Raw genomic sequence first — 18,900 nt, forward strand, 5'->3', positions numbered from 1 at the left:
GCGCTCTGCAATGAGGCGGTGTGCTGATGAAGGTAACGCGCTGGGATCTGCCGAGGGTGGCCGTGGACGCCCCCTCTGCCGATGCCGCGGCTGTGGCTGCGGCTGAGCGTGCGGGCCGGCTCACAGACCTGAAATATCGCTGGCCCGCTCGCTACCGGGCCAGCTGGGCCGCGTTCCTGATGCTCGCCGCGGTGGTGCTCTTCGCGGCGCCGCGGACGCTCAGTAGCGCGTCGCTCGAAATGGTCACCGCACTCGCCGGTGTGCTGGCGATCGCCGCGATAGGGCAGATGCTGATCATCATGCTGGGATCGATCGATCTGTCGGTCTCGGCCATTATGTCCGTAGCGGCCGGCATGATCGTGCACTATGGCGGCCCAGGGGCGAGCGTGCCGACGGTGATCGCCTTCGCGTTGGTGGTCCCGGTCGTGTTCAGTGTGGTCAACGGAGTGCTCATCGCCGTTTTCCGGCTCAACGCACTGATCGTCACTCTGGCGACGTTCGGCATGATCTCCGGTGGGATCACGCTGTGGACGAGCGTGTCGCTGTCCGTTTCGGGGCAGGCGCCACAGTCCCTCCAGGAGATCGCGCAGAAGACGTTCTTCGGCGTCAATGCCGGCTTCCTGTTCGCGCTGGTCGTGGCCGTGATACTCACCGCGGTCCTGACCAAGACCCGTTTCGGTCGCCGTATCGCGGCCGTCGGCGCCAATCGGCGGTCGGCGCGCGCACTCGGAATCCGGGTCACCGCGGTCGAACTGTCGACGTACGCCCTCGCCGGGCTGCTCTACGGCATCGCGGGCGTGCTGCTGGCCGGGTACATAGGGACGCCGGACGTCTACGCGGGCGCGCCGTACCAAATGGCTACGATCACGGCGGCGGGCATCGCGGGCGTGATCTTCACCGGAGGACCGGCGAGCGTCGCCAGCGTCGTGATCGCCGCAATCTTCCTCCAGTTTCTCGACCAGGCGCTCTCCATCATGGGCCTTTCGGCCGGAGCGCGCGTGGTGATCCAAGGACTTGCCCTCGTGGTCGCCGTCGCTGCCATCACCCTTGGCCAGTACGGCGCCTCGAGCTTCAGGCGTGGCTTCAAGAAGGCCGGACGCCCCGTTGCCGGCGGCTGACCCCAAGCAGTGTCATCCGCGCATCTCCGTTACCTGCCATGCCGATAGGAGCACATCAATGACGATGGGCAAGCAGGCCTGCGTGCGTAGTCGTAAGACCCGCCAAAGGCTCACCATCACCACAGTCGCCGCGATACTCGCGCTGACCGCCTGTTCCAGCACGACAGCGAGCAACTCCGCGAACAACGCGGGCTCGGCGGACGCGTCCGCAGGGTCCTCCGCGCCGGTCGACGAGAAGGCAGTCGCCACGACCGTCAAGCGCATGTTCCTGAAGGACATTCCGCTGGAAACCATGGACCCGGTGGTCCAGGAGGCCATGAAGACGGCCGCCGTCAAGTTCACGCCGAAGATGGAGTCCAAGCTCCAGGAGTGTCTGACGAAGAACGTCTGTGAGACCGGCACAGGCTCGCTCACGATCGGCTTCCCCAACGACAACATCAATCCGTGGCGCCAGACCTTCCGCGCCGAACTCACCGCCCAGGCGATCTCCTCGGGTCAGGTCTCGAGGGTCATCTACAGCCTGGGGTCCGATGTCGCCAGCTACCTGGCGAACTTCAAGAGCATGATCGCCCAGCGGCCCGACATCATCGTGATGGACACGATCTGGGGAGCCGCCGTGCTGCCCGTGGTGCAGCAGGCCAAGGCGGCCGGCATCACCGTCGTTCAGGTGGAGACACCGGTTCCGGACGCGGTCGCGAAGGCGGTGGACGTCTACGCGCCCGCCGACCTCTGCGGTGCCTACACCGACGGTGCGAAGCAAGTGGCCCAGATGGTCGGCAAGCCCGGCAGCTACGGTCTCTACACCGGTGTTCCCGGCAACGCCAGCGCGGCCGCATGGCAGCCGTGCCTCCAGAAGGGCCTGAAGGACGCGGGCTGGCGCAAGTCGATCGAGGGATTCACCCAGTGGACACCTCAGGGCATGACGCAGGCGGGTAACTCCCTGTACGCCTCCGGCAGGGACCCGGAGGCGGTGGCCTACGACTACACCCTGGAATACTTCATGGCCCCGTACCTCAAGGCCGACCGTACGCCGCCGATTCTGATGTCGGACGTCGTGAACTACGCCTTCCTCAAGCAGTTCAAGCAGGCGCAGGAGGACGGCGTCAAGGCAACCGCGTTCGTCGCCAACAGCCGTGTGTGGTACGGCCGCATCGGTGTCACCGCCGGAATCATGGCCAAGCAGGGCCAGAAGGTCGACCACGAGGTGTCGATTCCGTACCCGATGGTCGACATCAGCGAGGTGATGCCGACCTACGACCCGGCGATGCCAGCGAACGCACCGGTGCCCACCCTCTTCAATGCCAAGCAGGCGGCCGCGGTTCTTGCGGCAGGTTCGTGATTCCTGAACGACCTGGTGGTTCTGGCCGGACCGGGCCTCGCCCGGTCCGGCCAGAACCGAAGCATCGAATCAGCCAGCGGAGGAATCCTTGATGGAGAAGATCATGCCGCGTACAGACGATCTCGCCGAGGACAGGACCCCCGGCACCACGGACGGGGAGCGCAGCGTTCCCGCTGTCACCCTCACCGGGGTCACGAAGTCGTTTCCCGGCGTTCGCGCATTGTCCGACGTCGACTTCGACTGCCGGCCGGGCGAGGTCCACGCCCTGGTCGGCGAGAACGGCTCCGGGAAGTCGACCCTGATCAAGATCGCGTCGGGTGTCCTGGGCGCGGACGAGGGCACCGTCCTCATCGGCGGCGAGGAACTCGGTGCCGGCGGTGTGCAGCGGGCCCGGCGCCTGGGGCTCATCACCGCCTACCAAGACACTTCACTGGTTCCCGAGCTGAGCGTGGCCGACAACATCACCCTCAGCTTCAACGCCGTCGGCGAGTCGCGGCCGCCCGACCTGGACCAGATGCTCGCCCGGTTCAACCTACCGTTCAGGCCCACGGACCTGGTCTCCGCTCTCGGCCCGGGCGCCCGCCAGTTGCTCGAAGTGGCGAGAGCGATGGCCCACCGCCCCCGCGTGCTGATGCTCGACGAGCCCACCGCCGCGCTCGACATGCGTCTGGCGGAACAGCTCAGCGACCTCATCAAGCAGGCCCGCGACGAGGGCACCGCCATCGTGTACGTGAGCCACCGACTGGCCGAGGTCAAGCGCCTCGCCGACCGTGTTACGGTGCTGCGCGACGGCGTCATCCAGGGTACGCACGCTTCGCGGGACTGGAACGTCGACGAGATCGTCGAGCTCATGGTCGGCGCGCCGACCGAACTCGAGTTCCCCACGCGTACACCGCCGTCTTCGTCGCCCGTCCGGCTGGATGTCCAAGAGCTCTCCGGTCACGGGTTCGGGCCGGTGTCGATCAACGTGCGTGCGGGCGAGATCGTCGGTGTCGCCGGGGCCGAGGGCAACGGCCAGCGAGCGCTGCTGCGCGGCATCATCGGCATCGACCGGACCGGCGGATCGAGCAGCGTCGATGACAAGAAGCTGCGCCGTGTCACGCCGGCGACCGCGCTCGACGCCGGCATCAGCTTCCAGAGCGGCGACCGGGCGGCCGAATCGGTCTTCGAGTCAATGTCGGTCATGGACAACGCCACGATCCAGCTGGGCCCCGATGCAGGGCCGGCCGGGTTGTCGCTCAGTCGACGGTTGCTGCCTGCCTTCCGGCAGGCGAAACGTGATCTGGGCATCGTCGCGGCGTCGCCGTATCAACCCGTCAGCGGGTTGTCGGGCGGCAACCAGCAGAAGTCCGTGCTCGCCAGGCCCGCGCTGCGTCAGCCGAAGGTGCTCATCGTCGACGAGCCCACGCAGGGCGTCGACGCGCGGGCCCGTATGGACATCTACCGCGTCCTCGCATCCGCTGCCGACGAGGGCATCGCGGTCCTTGTGAACTCCTCCGACTCGGCTGAACTCGCGGGGCTCTGCGACCGCGTGTACGTCATGTCGCGCGGACGGGTCGTCGAGGAGCTCAGTGCGCCGACGACCGAGACCGAGATCGTGCGTGGCTTCGTCAGCGCGACCGATGTGGCCGAAGAACAGGGCCCCGCTCTGATCCAGGGGCAGGGACTGCTGCGCCGACTGGTTGGCCGTGTGTCCGCGCACCTGCCCATCGCCATCCTGCTGCTGCTGATCACCATGGTCGCGCTCTACACCGGCACGCAGTCCGACGTGTTCTGGACGAAGACGAACCTGGCGAACCTGCTGATCCTCACGTTGCCGCTGGCCTTCGTCGCGATCGGTCAACAGTTCGTGATGTTCACCGGCCTGCTCGACATCTCCATCGGTTCGACGATGAGCCTGACGGTCGTCCTGGTCTCCATGACATTGCCCGACCTCGGGATGTCATCGGTTCTCTCCACGCTGGGCCTGCTGACAGTGGAAGTCCTGGCAATCGGCCTGTTCAACGTCCTACTGATCGAAGTTCTCAAAGTGACACCGATCGTCGCGACGGTGGCGACCATGGGCATCGTTCAGGGCATCGCGATCGTCCTGCGTCCGCAACCGGAGGGCGCGATCGCCCCGGAACTCGTCACACTCGTCGCTCAGGGCATTGGCTTTGTTCCGGCCGCGTTCATCATGCTGGTGGTCATCGCGGTCGCCACGGAGTTCTGGCTCCGTCGAAGCCGCGGAGGGCTCGCCCTGCGCGCTGTGGGATTCCACGGCGAATCCGCTCGTCGCGTGGGGACACGCGTCGTCCGGGTACGCGTGCTCAGCCTGATCCTCTGCGCCCTCGGCGCCGTAATCGGTGGCGTCTTCCTCGCCAGCCAGACCGGCTTGGGGTCGAACGCGGTCGGCGCCGGTTACACCCTTCCCTGCTTCGCCGCCGTGTTCCTCGGCGGAGCGGTGCTCAGTGGTGGCCGCGGCTCGTTCATCGGTGCCATGCTCGGGGCGCTGTTCCTGGGCCTGCTGAACAACGTCACACCGCTGCTGCACATCCCGGATGCCTGGCAGCAGATCCTTTACGGGGGCATTCTGCTGGTGGCCGTCGGGGCCTACGCGTCGCTCGAGCGTGCCCGTAACCGCGGCATCCGCACAGCCTGACAACCCATTGCGCTCGCACTGGAGCACAACGTGCACTGGAGAACAACGGTGACCTACGAGATCAACACGCTGATCCCCGGGCGGACCTTCGTGGAGGCGCCCCGCTGGCACGAGAACCGGGTCTGGTTCTCCGAGCTGCACACATGCAGCGTCATGTCGGCCAGGGGAGACGGCTCCGACCTTCGCGTCGAGGCGATCGTTCCCGCACAGCCGTCCGGACTGGCCTGGCTGCCGGACGGCAGACTGCTCGTGGCGTCGATGCAAGATCGCACGTTGTTGCGTCGCGAGGCCGACGGCAGCATGGCGGTGCACGCGGACCTGAGCGGTCATGTCAACGGCTTCTGCAACGAAGTCATCGTCGACCGGCACGGCCGGGCCTATGTCGGCGACTTCGGGTTCGACCTGGACAACCGGGCCCCGATGGCGCCGGGCTCCCTCCACCGGATCGACCCGGACGGCCGGATCACCGAGGTCGCCACCGACCTCTGGTTCCCGAACGGCTGCGTACTCACCGAAGACAACGTCTTCATCGTCAACGAAACCTTCGGGAACCGCATCTCCGCCTTCGACCTGACCGACGACGGGCGGCTCGTCAATCACCGGGTATGGGCCGAGTTCGGTCCACTGCCCAGCACGACGGAGTTCGCCGAGGCCCAGGCGGAGTTCCTCGTGTGCCCTGACGGCATGTGCGTCGATGCCGAGGGTGCGCTGTGGATCGCCGACCTCGGTTCCGAGAAACTCCTGCGCCTGCGTGAAGGGGGCGAGGTGATCGATGAGATTGTGCCCGGCATGATGCCCTTCTCGTCCGTCATCGGAGGAGAAGACGGCCACACCATGTTCATCTGCGCCGCGCCCGACTTCGACCAGGAGGAACGTCGGATCACGACCGAGGCGAGGATCCTGACGACGCGCGTGTCGGTGGGGATGGCAACGGGGAAGATGGAGCCGGCCGGCTGAAGTCAGGTAGTTCGCGTCGTGCTGCGTCGCCCCGCACCAGGCGACGGGTCCGGGCGTGTGTCGAAAGTGGATCTTGTCCGTGAGGGGTCTTGATTCGTGGTGCATACAGATCTCACCGACGAACAATGGGCGCAGTGCTGGAGTCGCTGTTGCCGAACGGACGGAAGCCCGGTCGGCCACCGATATGACGTCGGCGACAGCTGATCGATCCGACCAGGCTATTGCCGAGAGTGCCAGGTCGGTCACTGAAGGTGCCCTGAACGCACCTCCCAAGGCAGGGACTCACCGATCCTGGGAGGAAATTGACCCCTCTTCGCTGGGCGTTCGTTGAGGTTCACTGGCTGCGGCACACCCCAAGCCCTCGCAAAGGATCGACTCGGTATGCACTTCATCAACATCGCCGCACCCGTGGCTCGCACCGGCGCCCGTCGCATCAGGCTGGCGACAGCGTCTCTGGTCTCCGCAGCGATGCTCACCTTGTTCTCGGCGGGTGCCGCGCAGGCGCACCACGGGTTCGACGACTTCGACACCGATCGCCTCTACTACATCTCGGGTACCGTCTCCCAGGTCCGCTGGGGCGAGCCGCACTCCTACTTCAACGTGACCATCGACAGCGATCTCCCCGCTGACACCCCCGAGCGCGATCTGCCCGAGGGACTGCGGGACGCCGCCGACAGCGACCCGATCAATGCCGCACCGTCCTACAGCGGGTCTCAGGACGAGCTGGAGGTCACCATCGCGCCACCGAGCTTCACGGGCATGTGGGGCCTGGACCGCGAGCTCGAAGACGGCGAGCGGATCGAAGCCGTCGGTTACGTCGGCAGGAGTCACACCGACGAGTTCCGTCCGGTCGTGTTCTGGTACGAAGAGGGGAAGCCTGTCAATCAGGTGCTCAACGAGGAACTCCCGGCGAGGCCGCTGCCGGTCCCGTATCCGGAAGGCGACGCACCTGCCGCCGACGCCGACCAGGATTCCCCGTCGGCCGCAGCGGACTCCGAGGGCACGTCACCGACCGTGGTGTGGGCCACGCTCGGTGGCGTACTGGTCGCCGTTATCGCAGGTGGAGTCTTCTACCTGCGACGACGCTCGCCCCGAGAGTGACGGCGCCAGTCATGGACAACATCTTCTCCTGGCTGGAGGACAACTGGTTCTCCGAGGCCGTCCGTGGCACGGCCTACCTGTACCCGATGCTCGAAAGCGTCCACATCATCGGCATCGCCCTCCTCATAGGGCCGGCCGCGGCATTCGATCTCCGGCTGCTGGGGCTCGGCCGGCGGACTCTGCGGGTGACGACCGCGGCCGACTACCTGCTCCGCATGTCACATCTCGGCTTCGTGATCGCGGCAGTCACCGGCGTGGTCATGTTCCTGCCCGGCGCGAGCCTCATCGCCGACCGTGGCAGTGCTCCGTGGAAGCTCGGCCTCATCCTGCTCGCAGGTCTGAACATCCTGATCTTCCATCGGCGGACCTACCGCGGCGTGGCCGACTGGGACATGGACCAGCCGACGCCTGTCGCCGCCCGGGTCGCCGCGGTCGTCTCCCTCACGTCGTGGTCGGGCGTCACGATCGCGGGGAGGCTCCTGGCCTACACCTGACCGCCATAGCGGACGGAGCCGCCAGGAAGCATGGATTGATTCGACATGCGCTTCGTCCAGGATCGGCGCGATGGCGCCTTACAGCCTTGGGAGCGATTGAGTTCGGGGCGTGCTGGCCTGGCGGGTCGGCTGGTGGGTGATCAGCAGGCGGCCTGCCGGGCGAGCACCAGCTCAGTGCTCGCCTTGCGGCGGGTCGCCCGCCGGGCGGAGCGGTCAGAGACCAGGGTGGCGATCGCGAGGTGAGTCTCGGCGTAGGTCTCGCGGCGGCCGGTGAACCGCTGCAGGGGCCGCCACTGCTTCTACTCGGCATTGGTGTGCTCCACACAGATCCGCGCGGAGGACTGGCGGCGTCGCTGCTCGCGCCAGGCGTGGTGCTCGCCCAGCGGCGCGTCGTCCTTCGGCTTCTTCGGCGGGGCACTGACCTGGCCGGGGAACTCGTTGGCCAGGCCCCGGTAGCCCTCGTCGACTACAGCCTTGACCTTGGGGTGCCGGAGGAACTGCTCGGCGATGCCCTCGGTGCGCACGGCGGTCTGGTCGTGCATGCGGCCCGGCCGGACCACGCCGCTGAACAGGGTGCGATCCTGCGGGTCACTGAAGGTGGTGGTCTTGATGGTGTTCTGCTTCTTCTTGCCGGAGACGAACGCCTTGCGGCCGGAGCGGTGGGCGCGGGGGCGGCGGACCTGCACTTCGGTGCCGTCGATGCGCAGGTCAACGCCCTCCGTGCCGGCGTAGGCGAACAGGTCCTCCAGCGTGCGCAGCCGCACCCCCGGCCGGTCCGGGACGGCGAAGCCGCGGGCCGCCAGCAGCGGGCGGACCTCGCGAATCGCTCCGGAGACGGTGGAGCGGTCCACTGCGTACAACTCGGCTAGAGCGGCGTGCGGGATCCCAAGCCGCAGGTGGACCAGCGTGACCAGAAGTCGGTCGACGAAGACCAGGCGCTGCTTGGGCCCGGCGTCGGCCGCCCGTCTCCGGTCTCCGCCACGCCGCTCGTGTAGCGCCGACTCCCGCGCGGCCTGCCATCGGGGCGCGAGTTCTTTGAGCAACTCGCCGAAGTGTGCGCGCGGGACCCCGGACAGGGCAGGATGGGAACAGGCCGCACGGGCCCAGGTAGGCCTCACAACTTACCCAACTCGTAAGGCCGTTCTCATGTCACGGGCCAGTGCCACAGCACTCTTGATCGTTTACTGAGTGGAGCCTAGTAGGACTCCGTTAGGTCTGTCTCGATCTTGATGTTCTGTATGTCCTGCTGGGCAGGGGCTGTTGGCAGGTGGTGCAGATGCCGGTCCAGCACCTCAGGACGTCTTGGAGGGCGTCGAGGGTCTGGTAGAGAGTGAGCCCGGCGCGGGTGCTTTTGGGGCCAGACGTTGTTCGGTGAGGAAGGCATGGGCTGCGGTCACGAGGGTGATGTGGTGGTGCCAGCCGGGCCAGGACCGGCCTTCGAAGTGGTCCAGGCCCAGGCCGTGCTTGAGTTCGCGGTAGTCGTGCTCGATGCGCCAGCGGATCTTGGCCAGACGGACCAGATCGACGACAGGGGTGTCGGCCGGCAGGTTGGACAGCCAGTAGTCGGTGGGAGCCTTGGCCTCTTCGGGCCACTCGATCAGTAGCCAGCAGTCGGGCAGGATGCCGTCCCACCAGCCCTGCTCGGCTGAGGCGGCGGCCCGGATCGGACGCTCGACGGCGTTGCCGGCAGGACGGACGCGCACGGCAGCGAAGCGGGAACGTAACTCGCCGCGTGAGCCCTGCCGCCAGGTGAGGGAGGTGAATGCTTCCTGTCCAAGATCGGTGGCAAGGGCTGTCACCGAGGGTGCGGGCCGGCGGTAACGGGGCTGGGGCCAGCAGCCGACGGGGCCGGGCCTTGACCCGGAATCTTGGACACGGGCTATGCGGCTGGGGCCAGGGTAGTTGATGTCGTGTCGAGTGCTGTCTCGTAGGCGATGGGACTGCGTTGTCCGAGGCTGGAGTGGCGGCGTCGGGTGTTGTAGCGGTGCAGCCAATGGAACAGGTCGAGGCGGGCTTCGCGTTCGTCGGCCCAGGCATTGCGGCCCTGGAGCGTCTCCCGCTTGCAGGTCGCGTTGAAGGACTCGGCGAGCGCGTTGTCCGCCGAGCTGCCGACGGCGCTCATGCTCTGGATCACGCCGGCCCGGTGGCAGGCGTCGGCGAACGCCCGGCTCGTGTACTGCTTGGACTCAATCGGTCGTCGCAACACCGGCTTTCTGGACCGATATTAGGTGCTCTTCGAGGGCCTCGGCGGGTGTCTTCCATCCGAGGGTTTTGCGGGGCCTGTTGTTGAGCGTGAGAGCTACGGCTTCCAGCTCGTCGACACCCCATCGCGACAGGTCGGTTCCCTTCGGAAAGTACTGGCGCAGCAGGCCGTTGGTGTTCTCGTTCGTGCCGCGTTGCCAGGGGCTGTGCGGGTCCGCGAAGTAGACCTGCAGCCCGATGTCGAGGCGGAGTTGGGCATGCTGGGCCAGCTCCTTGCCGCGGTCCCAGGTCAGCGAGCGGCGCAGGTGCTCGGGCAGCGTGGTGATCGTCGCGGAGATCGCGTCTTTCACGGCCTCGGCGCCGCGGCCGGCGAGGGCCGGGCCGTTCTTCACTCGTGGCTGCACGCCGTAGCCGTCCATCGGCGGCAGATGCAGCAGCATGGTGAACCGTGTCGTGCGCTCCACGAGGGTGCCGATCGCGGACCGGCCGGTGCCGATGATGAGATCGCCCTCCCAGTGTCCCGGCACCGCGCGGTCCTCAGCCTCAGCGGGCCGTTGACTGATCATCACCTCGGAAGTGACGTGCCCTGCGGCGCGCTGCCGCGAGCGTGCCCGCGGAACCCTCAGCGCACGGCCGGTACGCAGGCAGGCGACCAGCTCGCGCTCCAGGGCCCCCCTCCCCTCGATGAACAGGGCCTGATAGATCGCCTCGTGCGAGATCCGCATGGAGTCATCATCGGGGAACTCGGCCTTCAGCCGGTTCGCGATCTGCTCCGGACTCCACGACAGCGCCCAGCGGCGATCCTGCCGGTGAGGTTTGTTCCGTCCCTTCCACGGCGGAATCTGCGGCCCCTGAACGACTGTCCCGTCCGGGATCTGGACGGCGCCGGACAGCCGGTCCTGGACGTATTCGCGCAGCCGACCGTTCTGGACCAGCTTCGCCGTCTTCGGCCGCCGGCCCCGACGCTCGGCGTGCCACTGCGCCACCGAGGCCCGGTACTCCAAGCGGTACGTCCGCGTGGACGCGTTGCGCCGCACCTCCCGTGAGACCGTCGAAGGCGAACGCCCCAGGCGCCGCGCGATCTCCCGCACCCCAACGTCCTGAGCACGCCACAGCGCGATCTCTTCTCGCTCCGCGAACGACAGATAACGGCCCGACACTTTCAGGGCAAGGCACGGTCTCACCCCGCCAGCATGGCGAAACCAGCGAGTCCCCACGGCCGGAGAGATCCCGATCTCAGCCGCCGCGTCCTCCGAACTCAGCCCCCGCGCGATCGCCTGCCAGAACCGGACACGATCCTCACGCCACGCGACCGTCGGCCGGCCCGGCGAGGGCATCTGCCCGCGATACAACCGAACAGCCTGCTGCCGCTTCCCCACACCCACCAGCAACACCTCCAATGACGAGGTGTTGCAACGACCACTTGAATCCGCCCTGGGAACCGTGGTCGGTGTGCATGACGGCGCCGGCGAGGCTGCCGCGGCACCGCTCGGCGGCGGCCAGGGCGTCGATGACCAGTCCGGCGCGCATGTGGCCGGCGATCGCCCAGCCGGCCAGGCGCCGGGAGGCGAGGTCGATGACCGTGGCCAGATACAGGAACTTCCCGCCGGTCAGCGGGAGATAGGTGATGTCGCCGACGTACTTCGTGTTCACCACCGCGGCGGTGAAGTCGCGGCCGATGAGGTCGGATGCCTTCGCGGCAGCCGGGTCCGCGATGGTGGTGCGGTGCTTCCTGCGCAGCCGCAGTCCGGCGATTCCGATGGCCTGCATGACGCGGGCGACACGCTTGTGATTGATCCGCTCGCCGTCCTCGCGGAGCTCGGCGGTGATCCTCGGAACGCCGTAGGTGCCGTCCGAGCTGTGGTGGACCGTGCGTATCCGCGCGGCGAGTTGGGCGTCGGCTGCCCGGCGCGCCGCCCGCGCGGCCGCGGCGTTGCGCCAGTAGTAGAAGCTCGATCGGGCGACGTTGAGGATGGTGCACAGCCGCTTCACGCCGAAGCGGCGCTGGTGGTCGGCGACGAACTGGAAGCGGTTCACCAGCGCGTCTCCCCGGCGAAATACTTGGCCGCCTTGCGCAGGATCTCGCGTTCCTCCTCCAGCTCGCGGACCTTCTTGCGCAGGGCCGCGTTCTCCGCCTCCAGCGGCGTAGGCGGCTCCGCCGGTGCCTCTGCCCGACGCCCTCGGGGCCGGTTTGCCCCGGCCGCCCGTACCCAGTTCCGGAGCGTCTCCGGGTTGACTCCCAGATCGGCGGCGACCTGCCTGATCGTCGCTCCAGGGCGCGATTGATACAGCGCGACCGCGTCCGCTTTGAACTCGGCGGGGTAGTGCTTCATGACCACGAGATGTCCGTTCTCAGATCCTCAGGATCCAGTGTCTCGTGTGTCCAAGATCAAGGGTCAAGGCCCGACCTAACGGAGTCCTACTAGGCTCCTGTGCCCATGGAGATGGGGGAAGCGGACCGCGGGCGGCGGGCATGGCGCGACGGGCTGGTCAGGCGTCGTGCAGCCGTGGCTCTGCTGGCCGGGGCGGCGGGGCTGGTCGTTCTAGGCACGGTGTTCGTCGTACTGCCGGGTGTGGTGGTCGATCACGATCTCGCCGGGGCGAGCGTCGCCGCACAGGATCGGCTGAAGGCGGTGAACGATGTCCGTACGACGCTTCTGCAGGTGGTCGGCGGCCTGGTCGTGCTCTTCGGCGCGTACGCCACCTGGCGGCAACTGCGGGTGAGTCAGGACGGTTTGCGCGCCACCCAGGAGGGCTACGTCACCGACCGATTCAGCCGGGCCGTCGACCAGCTCGGCAGCGACAAGCTGGATGTGCGCATCGGCGGGTTGCACGCGCTGTGGCGGATCGCCGAGCAGTCCGCCCGCGACCGGGAGGCCATCATCTCCATCCAGGCCGCGTATCTGCGTACGCACCTGCCCTGGCCACCCGCCGGGCCGGAATCACCGGCGGCAGACGTGCCCATCAACGACATCGCACCCCTGGAGACTCGCGCCGCCGACGCCCAGGTGGCGCTGACCGCGCTCGGCGTGCTGTGCCGGCACCGGGAGCAGTCCTGGGTCAATCTCAGCATCACCGACTTGCGCCGGGCCGACTGCGACGGACTCTGGTTCCCCGAGGTCAACTTCGACCGCGCTTGCCTGGAGGCCGCGGGCCTCTACCACGCCAATCTGACCCAGGCGTCCCTGGTCTCGGTCAACCTGCGGCACGCCGACCTCACGACTGCGATTCTCCGCCGGGCTCGCTGCATTCTGGCCGACCTACGGGGCGCGAAGCTGGTCGAAACCGACTTGCGTGACGCCGACTTCACTGAGACCGACCTGCGCGAGGCGAACCTGCGCAAGGCCGTCGCCCACGGCGCGGTCTTCCAACGCGCCGATCTCCGCATGGCCGACTTGCGCGGCACCGACTTGAGCACCGCCAACCTTGTCGAAGCACGCCTGACCGGCGCCGTGGCCAGCGAGCACACCCGCTGGCCCGCCGACTTCGACCACACGGCCGCCGGAGTCGTCGACACCGATGACCCCGGCCCCGAGCCCTCGCCCCTACTCCAGCCCCCGGGGATGACGTGGCAGGCGCCACCGCTGCGGTCCACTCCCTGACCAAGACACGCCGGTCAAGACAGTGGCGACCGCGATCCGCCTGACGGCACCACTCCTCCTCAGCGGCGTCCTGATCGCGCAGGGGCCCAGACCGCCAGGCAGATCCGGGGCTGGTATCGCTCCCAAGGTCGTTAGCCTCGGTGGTCATCGCTCTGACTGCGCGACGTAGTGACCTGCGGCGCCGCCTGGGACACAGAGGCCCGGCGTGAGCCAACGGTGTCGGTGAGCCGGACGTTGCTCGTCGAGACGCTGGAGCGCGGCCTCGTCATCGCCGGACGCGAGTGGTCTGCCTGGCTCGCAGCCATCAAGGCCCGCAGTGACAGATGCGACGGCGAGGACGTGTCCAGCGTGCGTTCTCCGTCGGCGGGCATCGAATGGCTGGTCACAATCATTCGTTGATGGCCGCGACGAGGACGCCGTAAGACGTGCTCAAAACGGTGGGGTCCGTGAGGTCGCGCGTCGGCTTGCCGGTCGTCGTCGACGATCTTGCGGGAGCTTCGCCGGAACGCCTCAAGGTGCACCCACCACCTGGAGTATCGGGCGTGCATCACGCAGTGGCATGCGAAGCGGCGGGCCCAGCGACCGAAGACGGCGAAGTTGACCGTGAACGAGCTGCTGTGTGGGTACGTGCAGGACAGACCGACCGGGGTGATCAGAGCACCGGACGGGAAGCTGGTGCCAAGCCCGGTGACGCAGGAGTGGACTAACGACCTCGTGCACGGTTGGCCGTGGCACGTCGAGGTGTGTGGCGTTGTCGGTGTTCAGGCTCGAAGGCCGTGATCGAGGGTGGCGGTCTGCTGGTGTGAGAGCAGTCCGGCGACGGCTTGGACGATGTCGCTCATGTGCTCGCGTCGGCCAAGGTGTCGGGTCAGATCCCGCCAGTTCTTGAGGTGCGCGATGTGCCGTGCTCGACGCGGATCCGGCGTGAGGAGTGCGCTTTGCGCGCGAGTTCGTGCCGTTCCTCGTACCAGGCGGGAGCGTTCTTCTTGAACTTGCGATGCGGGGGCGTCACCACCCGCCCGCCGGTCTGCGCTCCCATGCCCTGGTAGCCGGCATCCGCGAGGATCTCCATGAACGGGCCGTCGGCCAGGAGCTGGACCAGGCCCAGCTGCCGGGCCTGGGTGATGTCTGCGCAACTGCCTGGCTGGACTGGGCTGCAGAACAGCATGCGCCCCTCAGCGTCCGTGAGGACCATGGCCTTCACGGCGTTCTGCCTGGTCTTTCCAGAGACGAACTTGTCCCGGTCCTTGCGGCCTGCAGCTGGGCGTCGCACGCGGATCTCTGTGCCGTCGATGATGCCGGTCCGGCCGTCGACGCCCAGGTGCTCGACGACCTCGGCGAGGGTACGTAGCCGGACGTCCGGTGCGATGGTGCAGCCCCGCTGCGCGAGCAGGGGCCGCACCTCGCCGATGGCACGGGTGATGGTGGAGCGGTCCACGCCGAACCAGCAGGCCAGCACATCATGAGTGGTGCCATGGCGCAGACTCACCAGCGTGGCCAGCAGCCGGTCGACGAAGACGAACTGGTGCTTCGCACCGGCTCCTACCGCCCGTTTCCGCGGCCGTGCCGTCAGGCGCGCCTGATGCTGCTCGTGCCATAACGGCCCTATCTCGGCAATCAGTTCAGCGATCACAACCGGCGACAGCCCGGTGACCCGGTACTCCGCCACGATCAACTCACGCGCCCCAGCCCCCATCATGCACAGCTCAACGAGCCACCCGGGCACCGGGCCACGGCCAACCGTGCACGAGGTCGTTAGCCGCGACAAGCCCCGCCGACAGGGCCGGCGGTGGGCTCTCGACCTGGGCGACGTCGTGGAGTCCACAACAGATCGCGAACCGGTCGCTGCTGGACTTCTCCGATGATGAGTCCATGTGTATCTCGCGCGACGACCGATTTCGTCCGGGCTGCGCTGCGCATCGGTGACAGCTGTTTTGTGCGCATGGTTGGCGATCCACCGGCCCTCGCGCCGCTTCCTGCAGCTCCAGAACTGAGGAATTGGCCATCACCGATGGGGAGATGCGTGATGTTGCCGAAGCACCGAGTGTTCGGCTCGGCGGTGGTGAAGTCCCGCCGCAGCAGGTCGGGCAAAGGGGTCGCTTCCGGCTCGGGGGCCGCGGTGCGGACCTTCTTGCGCAGGTGCACGCCCTGACGGCCGCCCCGGCTCATCACCCGCTTGTGGTTGACGTTGAGTCCGGGACCATGAGGGTGAAGAGTCGCTCGAGGGAGGGCTGCTCCTCGAGACTCCAGATGCACTGCAACAGCTCTTCCGCACGGTCTTCGCCGAGGCGCGGCTCGACCTGGCCGAGGAACTTTGCGGAGATCTCGTCGTCGGTCATAGGGTTTCGTGGGTGCCCCTTGGGATTCTCACCCAAGAGAGTCAGCGCCCGTCCGTCCTTGAGCGCCACCTCGAACCGACACGCCATCTGCCAGGGGAAGCTCGCTGTGTACGCCGGGTCTTCGATCAGCTGGATCGTGTTCGTGACGTCCAACAGACTGGGGTCGAGGTAACGCTCTGCCTCGAACGTCGCCTCCGTGATCGCGCCGTCCACCAGTGCTGCGGCGATGAGATATGGGCCACTGTGGTCGGCGGTTTCCCGGTTCGAGGGGCGCCACAGGGCCGGTTCTGCCTCACGTGACACGACTGACTTGCGTTCCATGTAGACCCTCATCGTCGCGATGTCACGTGGGTCGACTGTCTTGCGCATCTCCAGCGCAAGCTGAACCGGCAGCTGCATCTCGTAGCGCAACGGCAAGTGCTTGAAGTATGTGTTCTCCACACGGAAGGGGCGCTGAGGGCTGCCGAACTGCCCGAGCGAGAACTCGTGGTCGAGCTGCCGCATGAATCCACGAGCACCTTCGAACGCCATCTCAGGCCCCGTGATCCCTGCTTCAGCGAGTACGGCCGCGAAGAGTCCGTTGCGACTACCGTTCGGGCCGGCCAGACCCTTCCAGTTGGAAATTGACCCCACCCGGGTCTCGTACAAACAGATGTTGGGGACCACGGCGAGCCGGATCGCGTTCGCCGTCTGCGCCCGCGAGAGTCCGAGAAGCCTGGCTGCGGCCGCCGAGGTTGCGATGCTGTGAAAGAGAGGATGGTCCCAGCCATTGCCGCGGAGTACGACCTCATCGACGAGCTGCCCACAAACCTCGTACGCGATGACGATACCCAGCAAGGTTTCCGATCCGCTCGCACCGGCGACCTCAGCAGCTGAGAGAATCCCCCCGAGATTGTCACTGGGATGGGGCCCTGTGTCCCCATGAGCGTTCGTCTTCTCGGTGCCGAAGTAGTCGTCGTTGAAGTCCAGGCACCGGGTGGCCGACCCATTGACGAATGCGGCCATGTCAGGTGTCGTCTGGATCGTGGTGCCCCAGAGCGTGGCGGGGCGAGAGCTGGTGGCTGTCGACGCGACCGCCCGAAGGGCGCTGATTACGTCGGTCTCCTGAGCGCCGAGGGCACAGCCCACGGCATCGACAAGGCATCGCTTCGCGGCCCTGAGAGCGACGTCGCCGACTTGGTCGTGAACCACCTCCGTTGCGAAGGAGGTCAACCCGCGTACGACGTTGTCAGCGATATCGGTCTGAGTGGGACCAGCCTTCATCTGGAGCACCTCGTGATGTTGCGGGTTCGGTGTCGGATTGCGTCCCGGCAAGCCTGACTGGCTCGGTAGCGTTTTACAAACTAGGCCAGCAGTAACAGCACTGCAAGAGTCTGACCTTTAGCACTGAGGTGACGTTATGCCTCGCGACGCCACCGTCCACCCAGCCCTTGCGGTGCCCGTCGATGAGCGACGCAAGCTGCTCCGCCTTTCGTGGCATCCGGTGGTCCTGTTCGTTCATCCCCTCCCTTGCTTCCCAGGCATGGGAGTCGTGGACGCGTGACCATTGCCTGCCGCGTAGTTCGGGAGCCGTGGCACAGTGGCGCGTCCACCGAGGTATGCGATGCGCCCTCTGCTGCTGAGGAAGCGGGCTCCTCACGCGAGACGCCGACTGATCTCAACAACGTCGGCAACGGATTCCAGGTTCTTGATCAGCTCGATGACGGCCTCGACCTGTTCAGGCGGAGGAGGGTGTGCCGCAGCGGCAGCGCAGTCCCGGAACTTCCCTGACAGGTCATCCCATGTGGTGGGTCTTTCCGGACTTCCTGGGTAGCCGGCCCCGTCCTTGGCGAAAGTTCGGCCGTCTGTGGTCGTCATCTCGACGCGCCCCGGAGGCAGTTCGAGCTTCCAGTCGAGGGAACTGTCCTCGACGGGGACGACCTTGGCGGCCACAGCGCGGACTCGCCGGTCGCGGACTCCCTCCTCGGTGAAATGCGCGAGCCTGACCGACCCATGGACGGCTGCCAGCGCAACGAGGTACGGGAGGCTGAACTTTGCGTCGACAAGTGTCTGTGGCGCCCTTCGGGTGTCCAGAGGGGTGCACATGAGGTTGTGGTAGTCCCCCACGAAGACGCGAATCTCCTCGATGGCTTCTGGCTCCAGGTCGTGTTCCGTCATGAGCTCGATCGTCGCGTGAATATGGCTGTGCGATGTTCCGACCGAGGGCCAGAGTTTGTACAAGGTGCCTGCGCCTCGGTAGTCGCTACCGAGTTCGGCCAGCATCAGGTCGCGGTCGTACTGACCAGCGAAGAAGGTGTTGAAGACGCCGACCGGGCCTTCGAACAGCCGGTCAACGCCGGTTAGGCCCTTTTCGGCCAGCAGCGCGGCCGTGACGGCGCCTCGCGCCGAGAATCCCGCATAGAGCGCTCTGAGGTCGCTGCCCGTGCCGGCGATGACTTCCATGACCCCGGCGGACTGCTGACTTGCGATGCCTAGCGCATGCTGGAGGGCGGAGCCAGACAGACCCAGCACGCGGGACGCCGCGGCAGTCGCGGCGTAGATGCCGAGAACGCTGGAGAGGTTCCAGTCCTTGCGCCATCCGACGTGGCACCGCAGGCGGGCGAAGATGTCCTGTCCGGCCGCGACGGCAGCGATCAGGTCGGCGCCGGTCACCGAGCCCTTGCGCTCAGACACAGCCATGGCGGTAGGCACCACCGAACTCGCGGCATGCTGACCCCAGGGCGTCTGGTCGTCGAAGTCCAGACAGTGAGCCAAGCCGCCGTTGGCGAAAGCGGCGTTCACCGCCGGGACCCGCAGACCGAGCCCCCATACGGATGCTTCGCCCCGGCCGCCGTCCCCCTTCACCAAGGCGAGTAGGGCTTGGGCCGCCGGTTCCGCACCACTCGCTGCGAGGGTGACGCCCAGAGTGTCGAGGATGCTCATCTTCGCCGCCTCGATCGCAGGGCCGTCCAAAGCCTCGATGGTGACGGTCGCTGCCATCGCTGCGAAGTGGTGAGAGACGTCTCGTTCGGTTCCGGGCATGGCGCACCTCGTTCCTTGAGAGTGCAAGACACTTTACGATGTGTCTATAGTCTGACAGTATCCCGGGTGTGACCATTGTGGCGCCT

The 18,900-nt window shown here is 67.0% G+C and carries 13 protein-coding genes and 3 pseudogenes; 8 read left to right on the forward strand and 8 right to left on the reverse strand.

From position 1 onward, the window contains the following. Positions 1-26 precede the first annotated feature (26 nt). From OG858_RS40520 to OG858_RS40545, 6 genes are all read left to right on the forward strand, one after another. Positions 27-1,118, forward strand: coding sequence for an ABC transporter permease (locus tag OG858_RS40520; RefSeq protein ID WP_327726128.1), 1,092 nt, complete (start codon positions 27-29; stop codon positions 1,116-1,118). 58 nt (positions 1,119-1,176) lie between these two features. Then, the gene (locus OG858_RS40525) at positions 1,177-2,457 is read left to right on the forward strand and encodes a substrate-binding domain-containing protein (RefSeq protein ID WP_220645700.1); all 1,281 of its coding nucleotides are present in this window, start codon (positions 1,177-1,179) and stop codon (positions 2,455-2,457) included. 103 nt (positions 2,458-2,560) lie between these two features. Continuing rightward, a complete protein-coding gene (locus tag OG858_RS40530; RefSeq protein ID WP_327725618.1) occupies positions 2,561-5,098 on the forward strand; it encodes an ATP-binding cassette domain-containing protein in 2,538 nt (845 codons plus the stop codon). Positions 5,099-5,128: 30 nt separating this feature from the next. Then, positions 5,129-6,055 carry an SMP-30/gluconolactonase/LRE family protein gene (locus tag OG858_RS40535; protein WP_327725619.1) on the forward strand — a complete coding sequence of 309 codons (927 nt, stop codon included), beginning with the start codon at positions 5,129-5,131 and terminating at the stop codon, positions 6,053-6,055. 381 nt (positions 6,056-6,436) lie between these two features. Beyond that, positions 6,437-7,156: a DUF6152 family protein gene (locus OG858_RS40540; protein ID WP_327725620.1), complete on the forward strand. Its 720-nt coding sequence runs from the start codon at positions 6,437-6,439 to the stop codon at positions 7,154-7,156. 11 nt (positions 7,157-7,167) lie between these two features. Beyond that, complete coding sequence (locus OG858_RS40545; protein WP_327725621.1) at positions 7,168-7,650, forward strand: DUF6644 family protein; 483 nt, start codon at positions 7,168-7,170, stop codon at positions 7,648-7,650. 299 nt (positions 7,651-7,949) lie between these two features. Here the strand turns inward: OG858_RS40545 and OG858_RS40550 are convergent, their stop codons facing one another. The 5 genes and pseudogenes from OG858_RS40550 to OG858_RS40570 all read right to left on the reverse strand — a co-directional run. Continuing rightward, a complete protein-coding gene (locus OG858_RS40550) occupies positions 7,950-8,693 on the reverse strand; it encodes a transposase family protein (RefSeq protein ID WP_327725622.1) in 744 nt (247 codons plus the stop codon). A gap of 249 nt (positions 8,694-8,942) precedes the next feature. Beyond that, a pseudogene (locus OG858_RS40555) lies at positions 8,943-9,482 on the reverse strand (IS701 family transposase); the annotation flags it as partial. Positions 9,483-9,529: 47 nt separating this feature from the next. Beyond that, positions 9,530-9,829: pseudogene (locus OG858_RS40560) on the reverse strand (transposase); the annotation flags it as partial. Positions 9,830-9,836: 7 nt separating this feature from the next. Next, complete coding sequence (locus OG858_RS40565; protein WP_327745805.1) at positions 9,837-11,189, reverse strand: IS30 family transposase; 1,353 nt, start codon at positions 11,187-11,189, stop codon at positions 9,837-9,839. Between the two features lie 97 nt (positions 11,190-11,286). Then, positions 11,287-12,191, reverse strand: a pseudogene (locus OG858_RS40570) (IS3 family transposase); the annotation flags it as partial. 99 nt (positions 12,192-12,290) lie between these two features. Here OG858_RS40570 and OG858_RS40575 point away from each other — a divergent pair. Together OG858_RS40575 and OG858_RS40580 are read left to right on the forward strand one after the other, a co-directional pair. Beyond that, positions 12,291-13,454 carry a pentapeptide repeat-containing protein gene (locus tag OG858_RS40575; RefSeq protein WP_327745474.1) on the forward strand — a complete coding sequence of 388 codons (1,164 nt, stop codon included), beginning with the start codon at positions 12,291-12,293 and terminating at the stop codon, positions 13,452-13,454. A gap of 222 nt (positions 13,455-13,676) precedes the next feature. Further along, positions 13,677-13,853 (forward strand): hypothetical protein, encoded by a 177-nt coding sequence (locus OG858_RS40580; protein ID WP_327745476.1) that lies wholly within the window; start codon positions 13,677-13,679, stop codon positions 13,851-13,853. A gap of 469 nt (positions 13,854-14,322) precedes the next feature. Here OG858_RS40580 and OG858_RS40585 read toward each other — a convergent pair whose 3' ends face one another. The 3 genes from OG858_RS40585 to OG858_RS40595 all read right to left on the reverse strand — a co-directional run bounded on the left by OG858_RS40585 (position 14,323) and on the right by OG858_RS40595 (position 18,814). Beyond that, complete coding sequence (locus tag OG858_RS40585; protein WP_328543934.1) at positions 14,323-15,123, reverse strand: transposase family protein; 801 nt, start codon at positions 15,121-15,123, stop codon at positions 14,323-14,325. Between the two features lie 499 nt (positions 15,124-15,622). Further along, entirely contained in the window at positions 15,623-17,056 is a 1,434-nt protein-coding gene (locus OG858_RS40590) for an MmgE/PrpD family protein (RefSeq protein ID WP_327745927.1), read from the reverse strand. Between the two features lie 372 nt (positions 17,057-17,428). After that, a complete protein-coding gene (locus OG858_RS40595) occupies positions 17,429-18,814 on the reverse strand; it encodes an MmgE/PrpD family protein (protein ID WP_327745479.1) in 1,386 nt (461 codons plus the stop codon). Positions 18,815-18,900: the final 86 nt, after the last annotated feature.

The organism is Streptomyces europaeiscabiei (genome assembly GCF_036346855.1).
Taxonomy (GTDB): domain Bacteria; phylum Actinomycetota; class Actinomycetes; order Streptomycetales; family Streptomycetaceae; genus Streptomyces; species Streptomyces europaeiscabiei.

Coding starts and splice junctions, on each gene's coding strand:
- OG858_RS40595 (WP_327745479.1), bottom strand. CDS start 18,814: ATGCCCGGAACCGAACGAGACGTCTCTCACCACTTCGCAGCGATGGCA.
- OG858_RS40565 (WP_327745805.1), bottom strand. CDS start 11,189: ATGCCCTCGCCGGGCCGGCCGACGGTCGCGTGGCGTGAGGATCGTGTC.
- OG858_RS40520 (WP_327726128.1), top strand. CDS start 27: ATGAAGGTAACGCGCTGGGATCTGCCGAGGGTGGCCGTGGACGCCCCC.
- OG858_RS40545 (WP_327725621.1), top strand. CDS start 7,168: ATGGACAACATCTTCTCCTGGCTGGAGGACAACTGGTTCTCCGAGGCC.
- OG858_RS40590 (WP_327745927.1), bottom strand. CDS start 17,056: ATGAAGGCTGGTCCCACTCAGACCGATATCGCTGACAACGTCGTACGC.
- OG858_RS40530 (WP_327725618.1), top strand. CDS start 2,561: ATGCCGCGTACAGACGATCTCGCCGAGGACAGGACCCCCGGCACCACG.
- OG858_RS40575 (WP_327745474.1), top strand. CDS start 12,291: ATGGAGATGGGGGAAGCGGACCGCGGGCGGCGGGCATGGCGCGACGGG.
- OG858_RS40525 (WP_220645700.1), top strand. CDS start 1,177: ATGACGATGGGCAAGCAGGCCTGCGTGCGTAGTCGTAAGACCCGCCAA.
- OG858_RS40540 (WP_327725620.1), top strand. CDS start 6,437: ATGCACTTCATCAACATCGCCGCACCCGTGGCTCGCACCGGCGCCCGT.